This window comes from Streptomyces sp. NPDC058632, from assembly GCF_042717095.1.
In the GTDB taxonomy this organism is placed as follows: domain Bacteria; phylum Actinomycetota; class Actinomycetes; order Streptomycetales; family Streptomycetaceae; genus Streptomyces.
In genome coordinates, this window is record NZ_JBHXQZ010000132.1 from 1 (window position 1) to 17,707 (window position 17,707).

At 73.0% G+C, this 17,707-nt stretch carries 18 protein-coding genes and 1 pseudogene; 8 read left to right on the forward strand and 11 right to left on the reverse strand.

The genetic code is table 11. The annotated features are described in order from the left end of the window. Positions 1-132: 132 nt before the first annotated feature. Positions 133-507 carry a winged helix-turn-helix transcriptional regulator gene (locus ACFWVE_RS32465; RefSeq protein ID WP_384021987.1) on the forward strand — a complete coding sequence of 125 codons (375 nt, stop codon included), beginning with the start codon at positions 133-135 and terminating at the stop codon, positions 505-507. Positions 508-786: 279 nt separating this feature from the next. On the opposite strand, the pseudogene ACFWVE_RS32470 reads toward ACFWVE_RS32465, so the two are convergent. The 4 genes and pseudogenes from ACFWVE_RS32470 to ACFWVE_RS32485 all read right to left on the reverse strand — a co-directional run. Further along, a pseudogene (locus ACFWVE_RS32470) lies at positions 787-927 on the reverse strand (ATP-binding protein); the annotation flags it as partial. Between the two features lie 418 nt (positions 928-1,345). Beyond that, entirely contained in the window at positions 1,346-1,972 is a 627-nt protein-coding gene (locus ACFWVE_RS32475) for a YigZ family protein (RefSeq protein WP_384021988.1), read from the reverse strand. 123 nt (positions 1,973-2,095) lie between these two features. Beyond that, positions 2,096-2,710 (reverse strand): SixA phosphatase family protein, encoded by a 615-nt coding sequence (locus ACFWVE_RS32480; protein WP_384021991.1) that lies wholly within the window; start codon positions 2,708-2,710, stop codon positions 2,096-2,098. Continuing rightward, positions 2,707-3,537, reverse strand: coding sequence for a hypothetical protein (locus ACFWVE_RS32485; protein WP_384021994.1), 831 nt, complete (start codon positions 3,535-3,537; stop codon positions 2,707-2,709). Before ACFWVE_RS32485 ends, ACFWVE_RS32480 begins: the two co-directional genes overlap by 4 nt. Positions 3,538-3,681: 144 nt before the next feature. Between ACFWVE_RS32485 and ACFWVE_RS32490 the strand changes: the two genes are divergently transcribed. Both ACFWVE_RS32490 and ACFWVE_RS32495 read left to right on the forward strand, forming a co-directional pair. Continuing rightward, positions 3,682-4,095 (forward strand): CoA-binding protein, encoded by a 414-nt coding sequence (locus ACFWVE_RS32490; RefSeq protein WP_384021997.1) that lies wholly within the window; start codon positions 3,682-3,684, stop codon positions 4,093-4,095. A gap of 77 nt (positions 4,096-4,172) precedes the next feature. After that, entirely contained in the window at positions 4,173-5,405 is a 1,233-nt protein-coding gene (locus ACFWVE_RS32495; RefSeq protein WP_384022000.1) for a 4-hydroxybenzoate 3-monooxygenase, read from the forward strand. 31 nt (positions 5,406-5,436) lie between these two features. Here ACFWVE_RS32495 and ACFWVE_RS32500 read toward each other — a convergent pair whose 3' ends face one another. After that, a complete protein-coding gene (locus tag ACFWVE_RS32500) occupies positions 5,437-5,796 on the reverse strand; it encodes an ArsR/SmtB family transcription factor (protein ID WP_384022003.1) in 360 nt (119 codons plus the stop codon). Positions 5,797-5,857: 61 nt separating this feature from the next. Between ACFWVE_RS32500 and ACFWVE_RS32505 the strand changes: the two genes are divergently transcribed. Beyond that, the gene (locus ACFWVE_RS32505) at positions 5,858-6,988 is read left to right on the forward strand and encodes a cation diffusion facilitator family transporter (RefSeq protein ID WP_384022006.1); all 1,131 of its coding nucleotides are present in this window, start codon (positions 5,858-5,860) and stop codon (positions 6,986-6,988) included. Between the two features lie 75 nt (positions 6,989-7,063). Here the strand turns inward: ACFWVE_RS32505 and ACFWVE_RS32510 are convergent, their stop codons facing one another. Together ACFWVE_RS32510 and ACFWVE_RS32515 are read right to left on the reverse strand one after the other, a co-directional pair. After that, complete coding sequence (locus ACFWVE_RS32510) at positions 7,064-7,621, reverse strand: YbaK/EbsC family protein (RefSeq protein WP_384022008.1); 558 nt, start codon at positions 7,619-7,621, stop codon at positions 7,064-7,066. Between the two features lie 236 nt (positions 7,622-7,857). Then, complete coding sequence (locus ACFWVE_RS32515; protein ID WP_384022011.1) at positions 7,858-8,613, reverse strand: acyltransferase; 756 nt, start codon at positions 8,611-8,613, stop codon at positions 7,858-7,860. A 112-nt stretch (positions 8,614-8,725) separates the two neighbouring features. On the opposite strand from ACFWVE_RS32515, the gene ACFWVE_RS32520 reads away from it, so the two are divergent. Further along, positions 8,726-9,259, forward strand: coding sequence for a gamma carbonic anhydrase family protein (locus ACFWVE_RS32520; RefSeq protein ID WP_384022014.1), 534 nt, complete (start codon positions 8,726-8,728; stop codon positions 9,257-9,259). Between the two features lie 32 nt (positions 9,260-9,291). On the opposite strand, the gene ACFWVE_RS32525 is transcribed toward ACFWVE_RS32520, so the two are convergent. Beyond that, a complete protein-coding gene (locus ACFWVE_RS32525; protein ID WP_384022016.1) occupies positions 9,292-11,670 on the reverse strand; it encodes a phosphoketolase in 2,379 nt (792 codons plus the stop codon). Positions 11,671-11,871: 201 nt separating this feature from the next. Further along, a complete protein-coding gene (locus ACFWVE_RS32530; protein ID WP_384022019.1) occupies positions 11,872-12,816 on the reverse strand; it encodes a universal stress protein in 945 nt (314 codons plus the stop codon). A 354-nt stretch (positions 12,817-13,170) separates the two neighbouring features. On the opposite strand from ACFWVE_RS32530, the gene ACFWVE_RS32535 reads away from it, so the two are divergent. Continuing rightward, positions 13,171-13,635, forward strand: a complete 465-nt coding sequence (locus ACFWVE_RS32535) for a Crp/Fnr family transcriptional regulator (RefSeq protein ID WP_384022022.1) — start codon at positions 13,171-13,173, stop codon at positions 13,633-13,635. 50 nt (positions 13,636-13,685) lie between these two features. Here the strand turns inward: ACFWVE_RS32535 and ACFWVE_RS32540 are convergent, their stop codons facing one another. Next, positions 13,686-14,123 carry a DUF4442 domain-containing protein gene (locus ACFWVE_RS32540; RefSeq protein WP_384022034.1) on the reverse strand — a complete coding sequence of 146 codons (438 nt, stop codon included), beginning with the start codon at positions 14,121-14,123 and terminating at the stop codon, positions 13,686-13,688. A 283-nt stretch (positions 14,124-14,406) separates the two neighbouring features. Here ACFWVE_RS32540 and ACFWVE_RS32545 point away from each other — a divergent pair, with 283 nt between their 5' ends. Then, positions 14,407-15,429 (forward strand): hypothetical protein, encoded by a 1,023-nt coding sequence (locus tag ACFWVE_RS32545; RefSeq protein WP_384022025.1) that lies wholly within the window; start codon positions 14,407-14,409, stop codon positions 15,427-15,429. A gap of 127 nt (positions 15,430-15,556) precedes the next feature. Further along, positions 15,557-16,855 carry an MFS transporter gene (locus ACFWVE_RS32550; protein WP_384022028.1) on the forward strand — a complete coding sequence of 433 codons (1,299 nt, stop codon included), beginning with the start codon at positions 15,557-15,559 and terminating at the stop codon, positions 16,853-16,855. On the opposite strand, the gene ACFWVE_RS32555 is transcribed toward ACFWVE_RS32550, so the two are convergent. Beyond that, positions 16,817-17,662: a spermidine synthase gene (locus tag ACFWVE_RS32555; protein ID WP_384022031.1), complete on the reverse strand. Its 846-nt coding sequence runs from the start codon at positions 17,660-17,662 to the stop codon at positions 16,817-16,819. The genes ACFWVE_RS32550 and ACFWVE_RS32555 overlap by 39 nt on opposite strands. Between the last annotated feature and the right edge of the window lie 45 nt (positions 17,663-17,707).

Below are 17,707 nucleotides of genomic sequence, written 5' to 3' on the forward strand. Positions count from 1 at the left end.
AGGACCCTAGACAAGTCCCATCGTTGCAGGTCAGGAGCACTCTCCGCTTATTTGATCAAGCCTCGGACACCCCGCCTCGTGAAAGCGCGAGGCTAGTGGAAGAAGGACACTTCAACGAGACCAGGTCTCGCCATGGATACCGATCACGAACTTCGCATCGACCCCCCGCACCGCGAACTGCTCGACCAGATCCTCGACAAGTGGTCGCTCGGCGTCCTCAGCGAGCTCTGCGAACGCCCGTGCCGCTTCAACGAACTGCGCCGAGCCGTCCCCCAGGTCACACAGAAGTCACTGACCGCGACACTTCGACGACTCGAACGAAACGGCGTGGTCGAGCGCGAGGTCGTTTCCACCCGCCCGGTAGCGGTCAGGTATCGGATCACACCACTCGGCAAGACGCTTCGGCCTCCCATCGACGTACTGCTGGCGTGGGCCTCGGAGAACATGCCCGCCATCGCACGAGCACGCGACACCTATGACACACAGGGAGAAGAAACAGGCAACTGATCTCTCCCTCCTTCGGCCGGGCACGCATTTGTGCAATATCCCGTGGGTTCCTGTCAGGCAGCGACTACCGCACAGGGGATCCGACCGGGTTTTTCCCGGCCACCGGTGCGCGCCACAGCACATGGATCATGACGGCTCTTCAGGGATCCCGAAGAATTGCCATGATCCATGTGGGCCATCTGCGCCGTGACGCCATGCCGACCTGGGGAAACGCAGGCAATTCGAGGGATATCCATCCCGACGAACCCAGGGGATATTGCACGGTTCGAGTGGCCGTGGTCATCCGATGGATCGTTCGGCCTGGGCTTTGGTCTGGGCGAGGCGGTAGGAGTCGGTGCCGGTCTCGATGATGTTTCCGCCAAAGGTGATGCGGTCGACGATGGCCGCGCAGAGCCTGGGATCGGTGAACGTCTTCGTCCACCAGAAGGCCGCCGACCGGTTCACCGGCGCCTGCCAGACCTCGCCCCGCCGCCTGCGACTCAAAGCCCTCCCCCAGTACGGCGGAACCAGCACGGAACCAGCACGGGACAGGTCACCAGGGAGGACGAGGGGTGCCCACAGGTCAGCACCGAATCAGCACCGGCACCACCGACGAGCCCTTCATTGAGGAAGTAAAACCCGCCCGACCTGCGCCTTTGCCAAATCATTGCACTTACGGTAAGTAACGCCTCAAAAATTTGTGCAGCAGTCCCATGATCCCCGAGAGTAACGGCCGGGTCCGACATCACAGCCGGAAAATCCTGTATCGCCTCGTCATGACCGGGACCGCTTGCGCCCGTTGTACGGGCGAGGCACCCGCTGTGGCGTCATGAGCCGACGGGGCGCGCGGTTGCGGTCCTCACACGTCGCCGTACGTCTCACCGCCCGGTTCGAAGCGGGCGGTCCCGGCGGTCGCGTCCGCGAGCCAGGACCGGAAGGCGTCCACGTCGGCGTCCGGGAGGGCGATCCCGATCGTGACCTCCTCGCCGTAGCGCACGTCCCGCACCTCGCGCCCCGTGGAGCGCAGGTCGTTCTGGACCTTGCCGGCCCGCTGGTGGTCGACGGTCACCGCGGCCAGCCGGAACCGGCGCCGGGTGAGCGTGCCGACGCTGTCCAGCGCCTCGCCGACGGCCCCGCCGTACGCGCGGATGAGTCCGCCCGCGCCGAGTTTGACCCCGCCGTAGTAGCGGGTGACGACGGCGACGACGTACCGCATGTCGCGGCGCAGCAGCATCTGGAGCATGGGGACGCCCGCGGTGCCGCCGGGTTCGCCGTCGTCGCTCGCCTTCTGGACGGAGGCGTCCGCGCCGATGACGTACGCCCAGCAGTTGTGGGTGGCGTCGGCGTGCTCCTTGCGGACGGCGGCGACGAACTCCTGTGCCTCCCGCTCGGTGGCCGCCGGGGCGAGCGCGCACAGGAAGCGGGAGCGGTTGATCTCGGTCTCGTGCACACCCGCGCGGGCGATGGTGCGGTACTCGTCCTGCATCCGGCCACCCTATGCGCAGCCGGCCGGGCGGGCCGTCACGGGCGGCGGGCGCGGGACGGGCGGGGACGGGCCAGTACAGGCGGGGGTGGACGGGGCCGACAGGGCGGGCAGGGCTGAAAGGGCCTACCGCGCGGTGCCCCGGGGCACGGTCATCGCGGTCAGCAGGGCGGCACCGGGGGCGAGGTCCGACCAGGCGGCGCCGTGCCAGGACAGCACCGCGACCGCGGAGGTCGGGAACTTGGCGCGGACCCGGTCGAGCGTGTCGTCCACGCCGTCGTCGGCCAGCGTCAGCACGAGATCGGCCAGGCCCGGGTTGTGGCCGGTCAGCAGCAGGGTGCCGACCTCCGCGGGCACCTCGCGCACCACGGCCAGCAGGTCGGGAACACCGGCGGCGTAGAGCCGCGGCTCGTGCCGGACCGGCGGGGGTGTGTCCCACTGGGACGCCGCCAGCTCCCAGGTCCGGCGCGCGCGTACGGCGGTGGAGCACAGGGCGAGGCCGGGCGGGCCGACGGCCCCGGCGATCGCGCGTCCGGCGGCGGGCGCGTCGCGCTCGCCCCGCGCGGCGAGCGGACGGTCGTGGTCGGGCACACCCTCGGGCCAGGCGGACTTGGCGTGCCGCAGCACGACCAGCCGACGCGCCGGCCCCGTCCCGGTGGGCCCGGTGCGTCCCGTGGGCCCGGTGCGTCCCGTGGGCCCGGTGCGTTCCGTGGGCCCGGGTCCGTCGGAGGTCCCGGTCATGCCGTGGACCCCAGGTCCCGGGTGAGGTCGAGGCCGAGCAGCCGGTCGGCGTAGGCGTACGTCTCGAAGCGGGCGCCGTCCGGTACCTCCGGATCCTGCTCCACCGCGCGGAGCACGCGGAGCACGGCGACTGCGTCCAGGTCGTCCTCCCAGGCGGTGCGCAGGTCCACGCGCACCGTGTCGGGGATGGGCCGCGAGGGGCGGTGCGCCCAGGCGGCGACCGCGCCGCGCCAGCGTCCGAGGGTGCCTGCGGCCTCGTCCAGGGCGGCCGGGTCGAGCCGCAGCGGGCTGCTCCTGGGATGCGTGAGCAGGGCGAGCCGCAGGACGGTCGGCTCGGTGGGGTTGTCCGGGGCGGTGAGGTCCGCGGGGCCAGGGGCCCCGGTGGAATCGGTGCGATCGGCGCCGTCCGGTGCGTCGCCCAGCCCTTCCTGGTGGACGGGTGCGACGGCGACACGGACTCCGCCCGGTGCCGCGCCGCCCTCGCTCACCACGTGCAGGACCTGGGCCTCCCCCAGCCCGGTGCCGGCGCCCCGTCCGTCCTCGAAGGGCCGTACGCCGAGGGCGGCGCCCGCGGCACGCAGTTCGGGCAGGTCCCGTTCGCCGTCGAGCAGCGCCCACACCGGGGTGCCGCCGAGTTCCAGGGCGCGCACGAGCAGGTCGGCGACGAGCAGCACGCGCAGGCTCGTCGGATCGAACCCGCGCGTGTGGGCCTCGACGCGGGTGAGGCCCCGCCGGGCGGGGGTGGCGTCCACGAGTTCGCCGGTCCGGGCGTCGGTGATGCGCAGCACGAGGCGAGCGTAGGCGCACAAGCGGGTCCGCGCAGTCATCTCGCACGCTTTCGGGGGACGCCGTGGCTCCGGGGCGTTCCCCGTGTCCCCGGGAATCACCCCGCACTCCGGTTCGTTGTCCGTGGGACAGCTCCCTGACGACTACTACGACGACGACGACTACGACAGCCCAGGAGGCCCACGGTGTACGGCGACGAGGCAGCGGTTCGCAGGATTCTCACCGGGCTCGGCGACACCTGGGCCGTGGTGGGCCTGTCGTCGAACCGGCAGCGGGCGGCGTACGGCGTCGCCCAGGTGCTGCAGCGCTTCGGCAAGCGTGTGGTGCCGGTGCATCCGAAGGCCGAGACGGTGCACGGCGAGCAGGGGTACGCCTCGCTGGCGGACATCCCCTTCGAGGTGGACGTCGTGGACGTGTTCGTGAACAGCGATCTGGCCGGGGCGGTCGCGGACGAGGCGGTCGCCAAGGGCGCCGAGGCGATCTGGTTCCAGCTGGACGTCATCGACGAGGCGGCCTACGAGCGGGTCCGCGCTGCGGGCCTGGAGATGGTGATGGACCGCTGCCCTGCGATCGAGATACCGCGCCTGGGTCAGGGCTGACGTCACCGCCCTCCGGGCCGAAAACATGACCGGGACGTCCCGGCGTCAACCGGGCGCGCTGTCGCCATAATGGCCCGATGACGCGGTCCTCGCCCTCCTCTCGTGACGTCTGCTCCCTTGCTCCACAGCGGTTTCCGGTCGTCGTCGTGGGTGCCGGTCCGGCCGGGCTCACCGTCGGCAGCATCCTGCGGGCGGCCGGTGTGGAGTGCCTGGTCCTGGAGGCCGAGTCACGGGAGTTCATCGAGCGGCGGCCCCGGGCCGGGGTGATCGAGGAAGGGGCGGTGCGCGGGCTGGAGCGTCGGGGCCTCGCACAGAACCTGCTGGAGCGGGCCGAGTTGCACTCCGCGTGCGAGTTCCGCTTCGACGGGGAGCGGTACCGTTTCCCCTACCAGGAGCTGACGGGCAGTCATCACTGGATCTACCCGCAGCCGTTGCTGGTCACGGACCTGGTGCGCGCGTACGCGGACGTGCGGGGCGGGCAGATCCGGTTCGGCGTGCGGGACGTGCGGCTGCACGGCGTGGACGGCGACCGGCCGTCGGTGTCGTACACCTGCCCGGAGACCGGCGGGCGGCAGGTCGTGGAGTGCTCCTTCGTGGCGGGCTGCGACGGGGCCCGCGGGGCGACGCGGGCCGCGCTGCCGCCGGAGCGGACGCGCGTGGCGCGGCACGACTACGGCATCGGCTGGCTGGCACTGCTCGCCGAGGCGCCGCCGACCGGTGACAGCGTGCTCTTCGGCTGCCACCCGGACGGGTTCGCCGGCCAGATGCCGCGCAGCCCCGAGGTGACCCGCTACTACCTCCAGTGCCCGCCCGGCGCCGACCCCGCCGACTGGCCGCACGAACGGGTCTGGACGGAGCTCCGGCGACGGCTCGGTGCGGCCGGCGCGCCCCCTCCGGTCGAGGGGCGGCTGACCGAGAAGCGTGTGCTGGACATGCACGACTACGTCACCGAGCCGATGGTGTTCGGGCGCCTCTTCCTCGCCGGGGACGCGGCGCATCTGGTCGCGCCGATCGCCGCCAAGGGCATGAACCTCGCCCTGCACGACGCCTTCCTGCTCGGTGACGCGCTGGCCGCTCGTCTCACGGCCGGCGACGACAGCGGACTGGCCGGCTACTCGCAAGCATGCCTGCGGCGCGTGTGGGACTACCAGGAGTTCTCGCAGTGGCTCTCCGAGCTCTACCACGGCACCGCGTCGGGCGAACCGTTCCGCGCGGGCACCACGCTGGCCCGGCTGCGGCGCCTGTTCACCTCCCGCGCCGCGGCCGCCGCCTTCGCCGAGCAGTATCTGGGCACGGCCGCCACGTACTGACCGGGGAGCGCCGAGCGCCTCTCCGACTGCCTCAGTCGTGCGGGGGCCGGTCGCTCAGCCGGTGGTCGGCGACGTTCAGCGCCTCGTCCACCAGCCGCCGCAGATGTCCGTCGCGCAGTGAGTAGATCACCCTGCGGCCCTCCTTGCGCGTGTCCACGAGCCCCGCGAGACGCAGCCGCGCCAGATGCTGGCTGACCGCGGGCCGCGCCGCGCCGCACAGCTCCGTGAGCGTGCCGACGTCGGCCTCGCCGCCGGTCAGCGCGTGCAGCAGGGTCAGCCGGGTGCGGTCGCCGAGCAGGTCCAGGAGTTCCGCGGCGAGCGCGAACTGCTCGTCGCCGGGCGTGCGGGGGTGCGCATCGTGCGCAGGTGAGAGGTGCATGCGTGCGCTCATACGCACATAATGACCCCGTGGGCGACAGCCCGTCCACCTCGCACACCGGAAGGGGACCCACGTGAACGACCGGCACGAGCACGGCCGAGACCACGAGCCCGGACACCGGCACGGCCCCGGCCACGGGCGGCCGCACGGGCACCCCCACGAGCGCGACCGTCATGGCCACGAGCGCCCCGGCGCGCCTTCGCGCCACCACGGCCGCCTCCGGCTCAGCCACCGCCTCCGTCATCTGCTCACCCCGCACTCCCACGAGACCGCGGAAAAGGTCGACTCCGTCCTCGAGTCCTCGGCCCGCGGTCTGCGGGCGCTGTGGGTCTCACTGGCGGTGCTCGGTGCGACGGCACTGGCGCAGGCGGTCGTGGTGGCCGTCTCGGGCTCGGTCGCGCTGCTCGGCGACACGGTGCACAATGCCGCGGACGCGCTGACCGCCGTACCGCTCGGGATCGCCTTCGTGCTGGGCCGGCGGGCCGCCACCCGCCGCTTCACCTACGGATACGGCCGGGCCGAGGACCTGGCCGGCATCGTGATCGTGCTGACGATCGCGGCCTCCGCGGCCTTCGCGGGCTGGACGGCGGTGGACCGGCTCCTCGACCCGCGGCCGATGAACCACGTCCCGGCGGTCGCCGTCGCCGCTCTCGTCGGGTTCGCGGGCAACGAGTGGGTGGCCCGCTACCGCATCCGGGTCGGCCGGGCCATCGGCTCGGCCGCACTGGTCGCCGACGGGCTGCACGCCCGGACGGACGGGTTCACCTCACTCGCCGTCCTGCTGGGCGCCGGCGGGGCGGCCCTGGGGTGGCAGCTCGCGGACCCGGTCGTGGGGCTGGCGATCACGGTGGCGATCGTCCTGGTGCTGCGGAACGCGGCGCGGGAGGTGTTCGGGCGGATGATGGACGCCGTCGACCCGGCGCTCGTGGACCGGGCCGAGCAGGCGCTGAGCGAGGTCCCCGGTGTGCGCGGGGTGGGTGAGCTGCGACTGCGCTGGATCGGGCACCGGCTGCGGGCCGAGGTGGCGGTCGTGGTGGACGGCGGGGCGACCGTGCGGGAGGCCCACCGCGTCGCGGTCGACGCCGAGCACGCCCTGCTGCACGCGGTACCCCGGCTGACCGCGGCCCTGGTTCACGCCGACCCGGAGCCTGTCCCGGGTGAGCAGGACCCGCACCTGCCCCTGGCCCATCATGCCGCGGCATGAGCGGTGCGGCCGGCGTGACTCGACCGGTGCGGGCGCCGGGTCGGCCCGGCGCCGGTCTCCGCGGGCGGCCGAGGCTCAGGCCACGCCCAGTCCCTCCAGCACGACGGCGCCCGGCAGTTCGGCGAAGGCCTTGCCCGGCACCAGGAGTTTGCCCTGCCGGCGCCCGCTGCCGACGAGCACGTACGGCAGGTCGACGACGGCCGCGTCCACGAGTACCGGCCAGTCGGCGGGGAGTCCGATCGGGGTGATGCCGCCGTACTCCATGCCGCTCTCCCCCGTCGCCGTGTCCATCGGGGCGAACGAGGCCTTGCGCGCGCCGAGCCGGCGGCGCACGGTGCCGTTGACGTCGGCCCGGGTGGTGGACAGGACCACGCAGGCGGCGAGGGTGCTCTCGCCGCCCCGCCTGCCCGCCACGACCACGCAGTTCGCCGAGCGCTCGAGCAGGTCCTGGCCGTAGTGCTCGACGAAGACGGCGGTGTCGGCCCAGCGCGGGTCCGTGTCGACGTAGAGGATCTGCTCGGCGGGGACGCTGCCGCTCCAGGCGCGGACGGCCGCGGCGACCGGCGCGGTGAGCTGGTCGAGGCAGTCGGGGGCGGGGGTGGCGTGGTCGAAGGTGCCGATGGGTGCGCGCATGGCGGCACCGTAACAGCCGTGCGGCGGCCGTCGGCGGGGTGTCCCGGCGGCCGTCGGGAGGCGCTGATGCGGGCAAAGTCGCCGCTCTCGCCCGGCAGGAGCCGCCGGCCCCGTCTCCAGCGGTCCGGGGCCTCGGTGCCCGCGAGCAGCCGGTGGGCGGTACGGCTCATTTCCACCACGGCGTGATGCACCCGTTCGCCACCGCACGGTGGTGCGCGGCCTGCCCCGCCCGGACCTCAGCCCCCGGGCTCCAGCTCGGCGAGCTGGGCCTCGTCCAGCTCCGACAGCGCCCGCAGCTGCTCCGGCGTGACGCCCTCCGGGATCGGCACCGGCGCCGGCGTGCGCAGCGGCGGCTGCCAGCCCTCGTCGGGAGTCCAGCGGCGTACGACCCGGGCCGGGGCGCCCGCGACCACGGCGTGGTCGGGAACCGTGCCCCGCACCACCGCGCCCGCGGCCACCACCACGTTCCGCCCGATCCGCGCGCCCGGGAGGATCACCGCCCCGGTGCCGATCCAGCAGCCGGGGCCGATCTCCACCGGGTCCATCCGCGGCCACTGCTTGCCGATGGGCTCGTGCGGATCGTCGTAGGAGTGGTTGGTGGACGTGATGTAGACGTACGGCCCGAAGTAGCAGTCGCTGCCGATGGTGACGGTGGTGTCGGCGATGACATGGCTGCCGCGGCCGAGGACGACACCGTCGCCGAGACGGAGGATCGGGTCGGGCCCCAGCTCCAGGCCGGGCATCAGTCCGGCGGTCAGTGTGACCTGTTCGCCGATGATGCAGTGCGCGCCGAGCTGGATCCAGGGTTCGCCGAAGACGGTGCCGAGCGGGAAGGCGAGCCTGGTACCTGTTCCCATCGCGCCGAAGCGGAGGCGGCCGGGGTGCTCGGCGGTCACCGAGCCCGTGCGCTGCACCCAGGCCCAGCCCGCGTGGACCGCGCGCTGCGCGAGGCGGCGCGGCCAGGACGAGAACGTGTTCCTGCTTTTCGGCACCCGCTCACCGTATCGCCGGGCGTGACGCCCATGCGTCGTGCGCCCTGTGATCTTCACCCCACACCCCTGGCGTACGGTGCCTGTCATCACCCGACCAGGAGGCGAGGCGGCGATGACGCACAAGGCACTGATCACCGGCATCGGCGGCAGAGAACCCCAGGTGGACCCGACCGCCTTCGTGGCCCCCACGGCCACGGTGATCGGGGACGTGACGCTGGGGGCGGGCGCGAGCGTCTGGTACGGCGCGGTCCTGCGCGGCGACGTGGAGGCGATCGCGGTCGGCGCCGGCAGCAATGTCCAGGACAATTGCACGCTGCACGCCGACCCCGGCTTCCCCGTCACGGTCGGTGAGCGGGTCTCGGTCGGGCACAACGCCGTGGTCCACGGGGCGACGGTCGGGGACGACTGCCTGATCGGCATGGGGGCCACGGTGCTCAACGGCGCGGTGGTCGGCGCCGGTTCCCTGGTGGCGGCACAGGCGCTGGTGCCACAGGGCATGGAGGTGCCGCCGGGCTCGCTGGTCGCGGGGGTCCCGGCGAAGGTCCGGCGGGAGCTGACGGAGGAGGAGCGCGCGGGGCTGACGCTCAACGGGACGATGTACGCGGAGCTCGCGAAGGCGCACCGCGACGTGCACGGTGCGCCGTAGGGCCTGTCCGGACCGGCGGTGGGGGACGGCGCTCAGGCGTTCCAGCTCCACTCGGCGACCTCGGGCAGGTCGGTGCCGTGTACGCGGATCCAGTCGTGGTGCCGGGTGCGGGCGTCGGCCATCCGCTGGCGTACGGCGGCTGCGCGGACCGCGAGGCCCGGGACGCGGTCGATGACGTCCATGACCAGCCGGTAGCGGTCGAGGTCGTTGCGGACCACCATGTCGAACGGCGTGGTGGTCGTCCCGGACTCCTTGTAGCCGCGAACGTGCAGGTGCTCGTGCCCGGTGCGCCGGTAGGTGAGGCGATGGATCAGCCACGGGTAGCCGTGGTAGGCGAAGACGACCGGCTTGTCGGGGGTGAACAGGCCGTCGTACTCGAAGTCGGTCATGCCGTGCGGGTGTTCCCCGTGGGGCAGCAGCCGGGTGAGGTCGACGACGTTGACGACACGGACCGCCAGGTCCGGCAGGTGGCGGCGCAGCAACTGCGCCGCGGCCAGCACCTCCTGGGTGGGTACGTCCCCGGCACAGCCCAGCACCACGTCGGGGGTGCCGCCGTTCTCGGTGCCGGCCCAGTCCCAGACTCCGGCGCCGCGTGCGCAGTGGACGCGGGCCGCGTCCATGGACAGCCAGTCGAAGCACGGCTGCTTGCCGGCCACGACGACGTTGACGTAGTCACGACTGCGCAGCGCGTGGTCCGCGACCGACAGCAGGGTGTTGGCGTCCGGCGGCAGGTAGACCCGGACGACCTCGGGGCTCTTGTTGAGCACGTGGTCGACGAAGCCGGGGTCCTGGTGGGAGAAGCCGTTGTGGTCCTGGCGCCACACGTGCGAGGTGAGCAGGTAGTTGAGAGAGGCGATGGGGGCGCGCCAGGGCAGTTCGCGGGAGGTCTTCAGCCACTTGATGTGCTGGTTGACCATCGAGTCGACGATGTGCACGAACGCCTCGTAGCTGGAGAAGAGGCCGTGCCGTCCGGTGAGCAGATAGCCCTCGAGCCAGCCCTGGCAGAGGTGTTCGGAGAGGATCTCCATCACGCGGCCGTGCGGGTCGAGGTGCTCGTCGACGTCGAGGGTGCCGGCCTGCCAGGCCTTGCCGCTGACGTCGTAGACGGCCTGCAGTCGGTTGGACGCCGTCTCGTCGGGGCCGACGAGACGGAAGTCCCGCCGGCCGGCGGTGTCCTTCATGACCTGCTTCAGGAGGTCGCCGAGGACGCGGGTGGGTTCGTGGAGGGTGGTGCCGGGCTTGTCGACGGGAACGGCGAAGTCGTCGAGGTCCGGCATCGGCAGGTCGCGGACGAGGAGCCCGCCGTTGGCGTGCGGGGTGGCACCGAGCCTGCGGGCACCCTCGGGGACGCAGGCGAGGACGTCCGCGACGGGCCGGCCCTCGGCGTCGAACAGCTCCTCGGGCCGGTACGACCGCAGCCATGCCTCCAGCTGGTGCAGATGCTCCGGATTCTCGCGGACCGCCGGCAGCGGCACCTGGTGGGAGCGCCAGGTGTTCTCCACGGGGACGCCGTCCACCTCGGCCGGGCCGGTCCACCCCTTCGGGGTCCGCAGCACGATCACCGGCCAGGACACCCGCTCGGTCGCACCGTCCTCACGGGCGGCGCGCTGCGCCGCCGCGATGCGGTCCAGGGCGGTGTCCAGGGCCTGGGCCATCGCCCGGTGGACGAGGGCGGGGTCGTCACCGGTCACGTGGATCGGCTCGTGCCCGTACCCCCGCAGCAGCGCGTCGAGTTCGGCCTCGGGAAGGCGGGCCAGCACGGTCGGATTGGCGATCTTGTAGCCGTTGAGGTGCAGGATCGGCAGGACGGCGCCGTCGTGGACGGGGTCGAGGAACTTGTTGGAGTGCCAGGACGCGGCCAGCGGCCCGGTCTCCGCCTCTCCGTCGCCGATCACGCAGGCGACCAGCAGCCCCGGGTTGTCGAATGCGGCGCCGTAGGCGTGGGCGAGGGAGTAGCCGAGTTCACCGCCCTCGTGGATCGAGCCGGGAACCTCCGGGGCGATGTGGCTGGGGACGCCGCCGGGGAAGGAGAACTGCCGGAAGAGCCGTGCCATGCCCGGGGCGTCGCGGCCGACGTCCGGGTACCTCTCGCCGTAACTGCCCTCCAGCCAGGAGTTGGCCAGCACCGAGGGGCCGCCATGGCCCGGCCCCCAGACGCACAGCGCGTCCAGCCCGCGTGCGCCGATCACCCGGTTCAGGTGGGTGTACACCAGGTTCAGGCCGGGTGAGGTGCCCCAGTGCCCGAGCAGCCTCGGCTTGATGTGCTCGGCCCTGAGGGGCTCGGTGAGCAGCGGGTTCGCCAGCAGGTAGATCTGGCCCGCCGCCAGGTAGTTGGCGGCACGCCAGTGGGCGTCCAGCGTGCGCAGTTCCTCGTCGGTCGGTGCGGTCCGGGTGTCCTGGTCCTCGGGCATGGCTGGCTCCGTGGGTGATCGACGGGGGTGATCGCGGAATCGGGGGCGGGGGCCGGGGTGGGGAGTACCAGTTTCCGCCCGCTTCATTCCCCGGGTCGCCGGACGCAGGCATCTGGCGCAATCCGAGCACGGGACGCTCCTGTCCTCCTCCCCCGTCCCGTGCTCCCCACTCCGTCCGTGCGCTTTCTCCGGACGGCCGGTTCAGTCGTGTGCGACGACCGCGACCGGTGCCGCGGAGTGGTGCAGCACGGCGTGGGCGATCGGCCCGATGCGGACGCCGAACGGGTGGTGGCGGACGCGCCGCCCGACCACGACGAGCGAGGCCTCCCGCGATGCGTCGATGAGCCGGATGGACGGGCTGCCGCCGAAGGACTCCTCCACGACGTCGACGTCCTCGAACTCCGCTCGCCAGGGGCGGAGCACCTTCGCGAGCGTCGCGGTCCGTTCCCTTGCGATCACCTGGTACACGTCCGGGTCGGCCGGCAGGCCGTGGACGTAGTACGGCGGCAGGTTCCAGCCATGCAGGACGCGCAGTCCGGTGCCCCGCCGGGCGGCCTCGGCGAACGCGAAGCGGATCACCGCGTCGTCGGGCCGGTCGGCGTCCACGCCGAGCAGGACCGGCCGGTAGCGGGTCGCGGCGGACGGGATGCCCGTGGGATCCGGCTCGTGCTCGTCGGCGGCCTGCTCCCCGGCACGGACCAGGACGACGGGCCGCTCGGTACGGGCCACGACGGCGAGGCCCACGGAGCCGACCAGGAATCCGGCGAAGCCGCTCATCCCGCGGGAGCCCAGCACGAGCAGTTCGGCGTCCTCCGCAGCCTTGATCAGCACCTCGTGGGGCCGGCCGGTGACCTGTTCCGTGGTGACCTCGACCCCGGGGTGACGCAGCCGCAGCCCGGCCGCGGCCTCACCCGGCGTGGTCCCCCAGCCGTCGGCCGGGAGCGTCTCCGCCTCGCCGCCCCCCTTCCCCTGCCGCCCGGTCTCCGCGCCGGGGAACGGCGCCCGGGCGACCGGCTCCGGCAGGGACTCTCGGACCTCGGCCAGCCGGAGCGGAAGACCGCGCAGCTTCGCCTCGCGGGCCGCCCACTCGGCGGCGGCCCGGCTCTCCGCGGAACCGTCGAAACCGATGGTGATGGTGCGGGGCATGACGTGCGCCTCCTGCCTGTGGCGACTGCTGGTCGGAACGGATCGGTACTGCTGTCGCCGAGATCACCTTCAGTATCGGTGGGCCGGGCGGCCGGCCGACAGGGGCCACAGGTCCCCACGAGGGCCGGAGGTCACGTTCCGGAGCACCGGCGTCATGCCCCGGTACCCGACGGTCCCGCCCCGGCCCGGGAGCACCGGTGCCGCGGGGCCGGATGCCCCCTCATCGGGGCCGTACGGCCCATGGCCCCGGCGGCGGTTCCGCAGGAGGCTGGGGCCGTACCGGAAGCACCCGCACACCGCACCGGAACCACCCGCCCCGTATCTCGTATCCCACATCCCGTAAGGGAGGCCGCGATGTTCGCTCCCCCGTCCCCCGGCATGCCGCGCGCCCTGCCCGCCGAGCATCAGGCGAAGCTCCTGGAGACCGCCCGCGAGGTGTCCTTCCCGCAAGGGGCCCGGCTGTTCGAGGAGGGGGGCCGCGCGGACCGGTTCTGGGTCATCCGTACCGGTACCGTCGAGCTCGACATGCATGTCCCCGGCCGCCGGGCCGCCGTCATCGAGCGTCTCGGGCACAACGAACTCGTCGGCTGGTCCTGGCTGTACAGCCCGCACGTCTGGCATCTGGGCGCAGAGGCGGCCACCCCGGTACGGGCCTACGAGTTCGACGCCGCGGCCGTCCGCGCGATGGGCGAGGACGAGCCGGCCCTCGGGCGGGACCTCGCCCAGTGGGTGGGCCATGTGGTCGCCCACCGGCTGCACTCCGCCCGGGTCCGGCTGCTGGACCTGTACGGCCCCTACGGGGCGGGCAGCGGCGTCTGAGCCGGGTACCGGGGCCCGCGCCCGGTGCGGCGGGCCACCGCGGGCAGGTGTCAGCCGTGGGGGCGCAGGGTCCAGACAACCGTCATCTCGCCGGTCACCGCACCGTCCTCGCGCCGGATCACGATCGACACCGGGAACTCGGGGCGCCGGCCCTCGTCCAGCTCGGCCACGACCTCGGTGACCGGCCGGCCCAGGGCCGCGGTGGCGGTGACGGGGCCCATCGCCAGCTTCCGGTAGGCGATCTCGGCGCGGACCGCGAGCGGAACCGCCCGTGCGAGCTGCTCCCCGAACGCGGCGAGCACGAGGGCACCGCTCGCCGACTCCCCCAGGGTGAACATCGCGCCGGCGTGCGGGCCGCCCACGTGGTTGTGGTAGTCGCCCTGGTCCGGCAGGGACACCACGGCCCGTTCCGAAGTGGTCTCCAGGAACTCGAGGTTGAGGGTGCGGGCCATGGGCACCGTGGCGGCGAGCATCTCGCCGATGGTCATCCGGTCGTCGCTCATGACTGCATGTTACTCACGAGTAGACGCGGCTGGCCAGGCCTCGGGGCCGGGGGCCGACCGTGCGCCGGCCACCCTCGTACGGCTCCCCGGCCCGTGCGACCGGCCCCGGAGCGCAAAGGGCCGCCGTGGGATGCGCGACCGCACCGGTGTTTCGACGTCGTGTGATCGCTCCGGGTTGCCTCCGGATCACTTCCGGCTCTTGGTTGCTACGTCCCTGTCAACGGGCAGTGACCGAATCGTGTCACTGGCCGGGCTAGGGTGGCTCACCATGTGGCCAGGAAACCAGCCGCCCGGGGGCGAGCAGAACCCGCAGTCGAGCAATCCGTACCAGCAGCCGGGGTACCGACAGCCGAATCCGTATCAGCAGCCCGGCACCCAGCAGCCGAACCCTTACGCGCAGCAGCCGCAGCAGTGGGGGACGCCGGACACCGTGGGCATGCCTCAGCCGCCGCAGGGCGGGGGCGGCGGGAAGCAGACGAAGATCGTGGCCGTCGTGGCCGCGGCGGCCGTGGTCGTGGCCGCCGGCGTCACCGGCTTCCTGGTGCTGGGCGGTGACAAGGACGACACCGCCGACAAGAAGGACGCGAAGCCGTCCGTGAGCGCGTCCGTGAGCGCGTCCGGGAAGCCCTCCACGGAGCCGAGCGCCTCCGGCTCCGGCGGCAACCCGCGGGGCGGGGAGGCCGAGAAGGCGACGGTTCCGGGCTGGCAGGTCGTCACGAACACGCGCTTCGGCACCAAGTTCGACGTCCCCGCCGACTGGGAGATCGAGGACCCCGGCACCAGCGTGGGCTTCGAATGGGAGGAGGAGGACGGTGAGCTGGACCGCACCACCGTCACCGCCCCTGCCTATCTGAAGTCCAAGTGGTGCACGAGCGACGACGACAAGGACGGCCGCGAGGACGAGACCTCCCTCGTCACCGCCGGCACCCGTGGTGAGAACGGCGCCAAGACCTCGGACCAGGCCGCGGAGACCCGTGTGCCGTGGTGGATCTACGGCGGCTACACCCAGCCCGACAAGAAGAGCGTGAAGTCCGAGAAGCCGAAGGCGTACACGACCGCCTCGGGCCTCAAGGGCAGCGTCGCCACGGCGCACTCGGAGAACACGCCCCAGAACGGCAAGTGCGACAGCGAGGGCAAGGCGATCACCTTCGGGTTCAAGAACGGTGCCGGGGACTTCGTCACCTGGAACCTGTACGGCGCCAAGGGCGTCGAGGACGAGATCCCGGAGGAGACCGTGCAGAAGATCCTCAGCACGGTACGCCTCACCGAGGAAGCACCGACCGAGTCGTAGCGGGCAGGGGAACCGAGGGCTCCTCCGGCCGCTTCCCGCCCACGGGGCGACGGGAGACGGCGGGAGGAGTCCTCGGCGGGGGGCGGCACATTTGGCAAGTCGGCCCCGTCCCGGCGATAGTCACGAGGTGCCGACCACCGCCTCCTCCCGCCGTCCCGCCTGGGCGGGCCGCAACTACACGCTGCTGACCGCGTCCGCCGTGGTGACGAGCCTGGGCAGTCACGGCGCGCTGATCGCCTCCGCGTTCGCGGTGCTGGGCGCGGGCGGGGACGGCGGTGACGTGGGCCTGGTGGCCGCCGCCCGCACCCTGCCGCTGGTGTTGTTCCTGCTGATCGGCGGCGCCGTCGCGGACCGGCTGCCGCGCCACCGCGTGATGGTCGCGGCCAATGTCCTCAACTGTGTCTCGCAGGCCGCGTTCGCGGCGCTGGTTCTGGCGGGCGAGGCCCGACTGTGGCAGATGATGCTGCTCAGCGCACTCGGCGGAGTCGGCCAGGCGTTCTTCGGACCGGCCGCCGAGGGCATGCTGCTCTCCTCGGTCGAGGGCGAGCAGGCCGGCCGGGCGTTCGCGGTGTTCCGGATGGCGATGCAGGGCGCGACACTCGGCGGCGCCGCCCTCGGCGGTCTCATGATCGCGGCGATGGGGCCGGGCTGGGTGCTCGCGGCGGACGCGGCGGCCTTCGCGGTCGCGGCGGCGCTGCGGACCTTCCTCGACGTGAAGCACATACCCCCGCGCGCCCCGGGCGGCGGTCTGCTCGCCGACCTCCGGGACGGCTGGCGGGAGTTCTCCGGCCGGCCCTGGCTGTGGGGCATCGTCGTCCAGTTCTCCGTCGCCAACGCCGTGGTCGGCGCCGCCGACGCGGTCTACGGTCCGCTCGTCGCCCGGGACCATCTGGGCGGCGCGGCGCCCTGGGGTCTGGCCCTGGCCTTCTTCGGGGCGGGCACGGTGCTGGGCGCGTTGCTGATGACCCGCTGGAAACCGCGCCGCCTGCTGTTCGTCGGCACCCTGTGCGTGTTCCCGCTGGCCCTGCCGTCAGCCGCGCTGGCCGTGCCGGTACCGGTGGCGGTGCTGTGCGCGGTGATGTGCGTGACCGGGGTGACCGTCGAGGTGTTCGGGGTCTCCTGGATGACGGCGCTTCATCAGGAGATCCCGGAGGAGAAGCTGTCCCGGGTGTCGGCCTACGACTGGTTCGGGTCCGTCGCCCTGGTGCCGGCCACGATGGCGCTGGCGGGCCCCGCCGAGACCGCGTTCGGGCGCACGGAGGCGCTGTGGGGCTGCGCCGTGCTGGTCGTCGTGGTCACGGCGGCGGTGCTGTGCGTGCCGGACGTACGCCGTCTGCGGCGTCGGACGGTGCCTGTCACCGGGGCGGTCCCGGTCGCCGGCAAGGGGTCAGCCGATGCCGAACGCCCCGTCGGGGGGCTCGGGTGACGGTACGGCGTCCTCGTCCCGCACCGGCCGCGCCCCGCCGGTGAAGTTCCGCAGGGCCGCGCCGTGCTCGACGCGGGCCGGGAAGGCGTCGGCTGCGGTGCGCCGGGCCAGGGCGGCGAGGTCGAGGGGACGGTGTGCTGCGGCGAGGACGGCGTTGCCGAAACGGCGCCCGCGCAGCACTCCCGGCTCGGCGATCAGCACCAGCTCCTCGAACACCGTGCCGAGCGTGGCCAGTTGGGAGCGCAGGAAGGCGAAGGGGGCCGCGTCGGCGAGGTTGCCGAGGTAGACGCCGTCGGCCCGCAGGACGCGGGCGGCCTCACGGGCGTACGCGACGGAGGTCAGGTGCTCCGGGACGCGTGAGCCGCCGAAGACGTCGGCGACGAGGACGTCCGCGGAGGCGTCGGGAGCGGCCTCCAGCCAGGCACGGGCGTCCGCGGCGTGCAGCGTGATGTCCGCGCCCTCGGGCAGCGGCAGCTGTTCGGCGACCAGGTCCAGCAGTTCCCGGTCGCACTCGACGACGTCCTGCCGGGAGCCGGGGCGGGTCGCGGCGAGGTAGCGGGGCAGGGTGAGCGCGCCGCCGCCGAGGTGCAGCGTGTCCAGCGGGTGCCCCGGCTCGGCGAGGGTGTCCAGCACGTGCCCCAGCCGCCGGGTGTACTCGAACTCCAGATGGGCCGGCTCGTCCAGGTCGACGTAGGACTGCGGTGCCCCGTCGACCGTCAGCAGCCACGCCCGTTCCCGGTCGACGTCGGGCATCAGCTTCGCGGTGCCGTGACCGACGGCGCGGGTGACGGGTATCGGCTCGTTCATCGTCCCATTGTGCCGTCGCACGACCGGGCGCCCGCCCCATGCGGG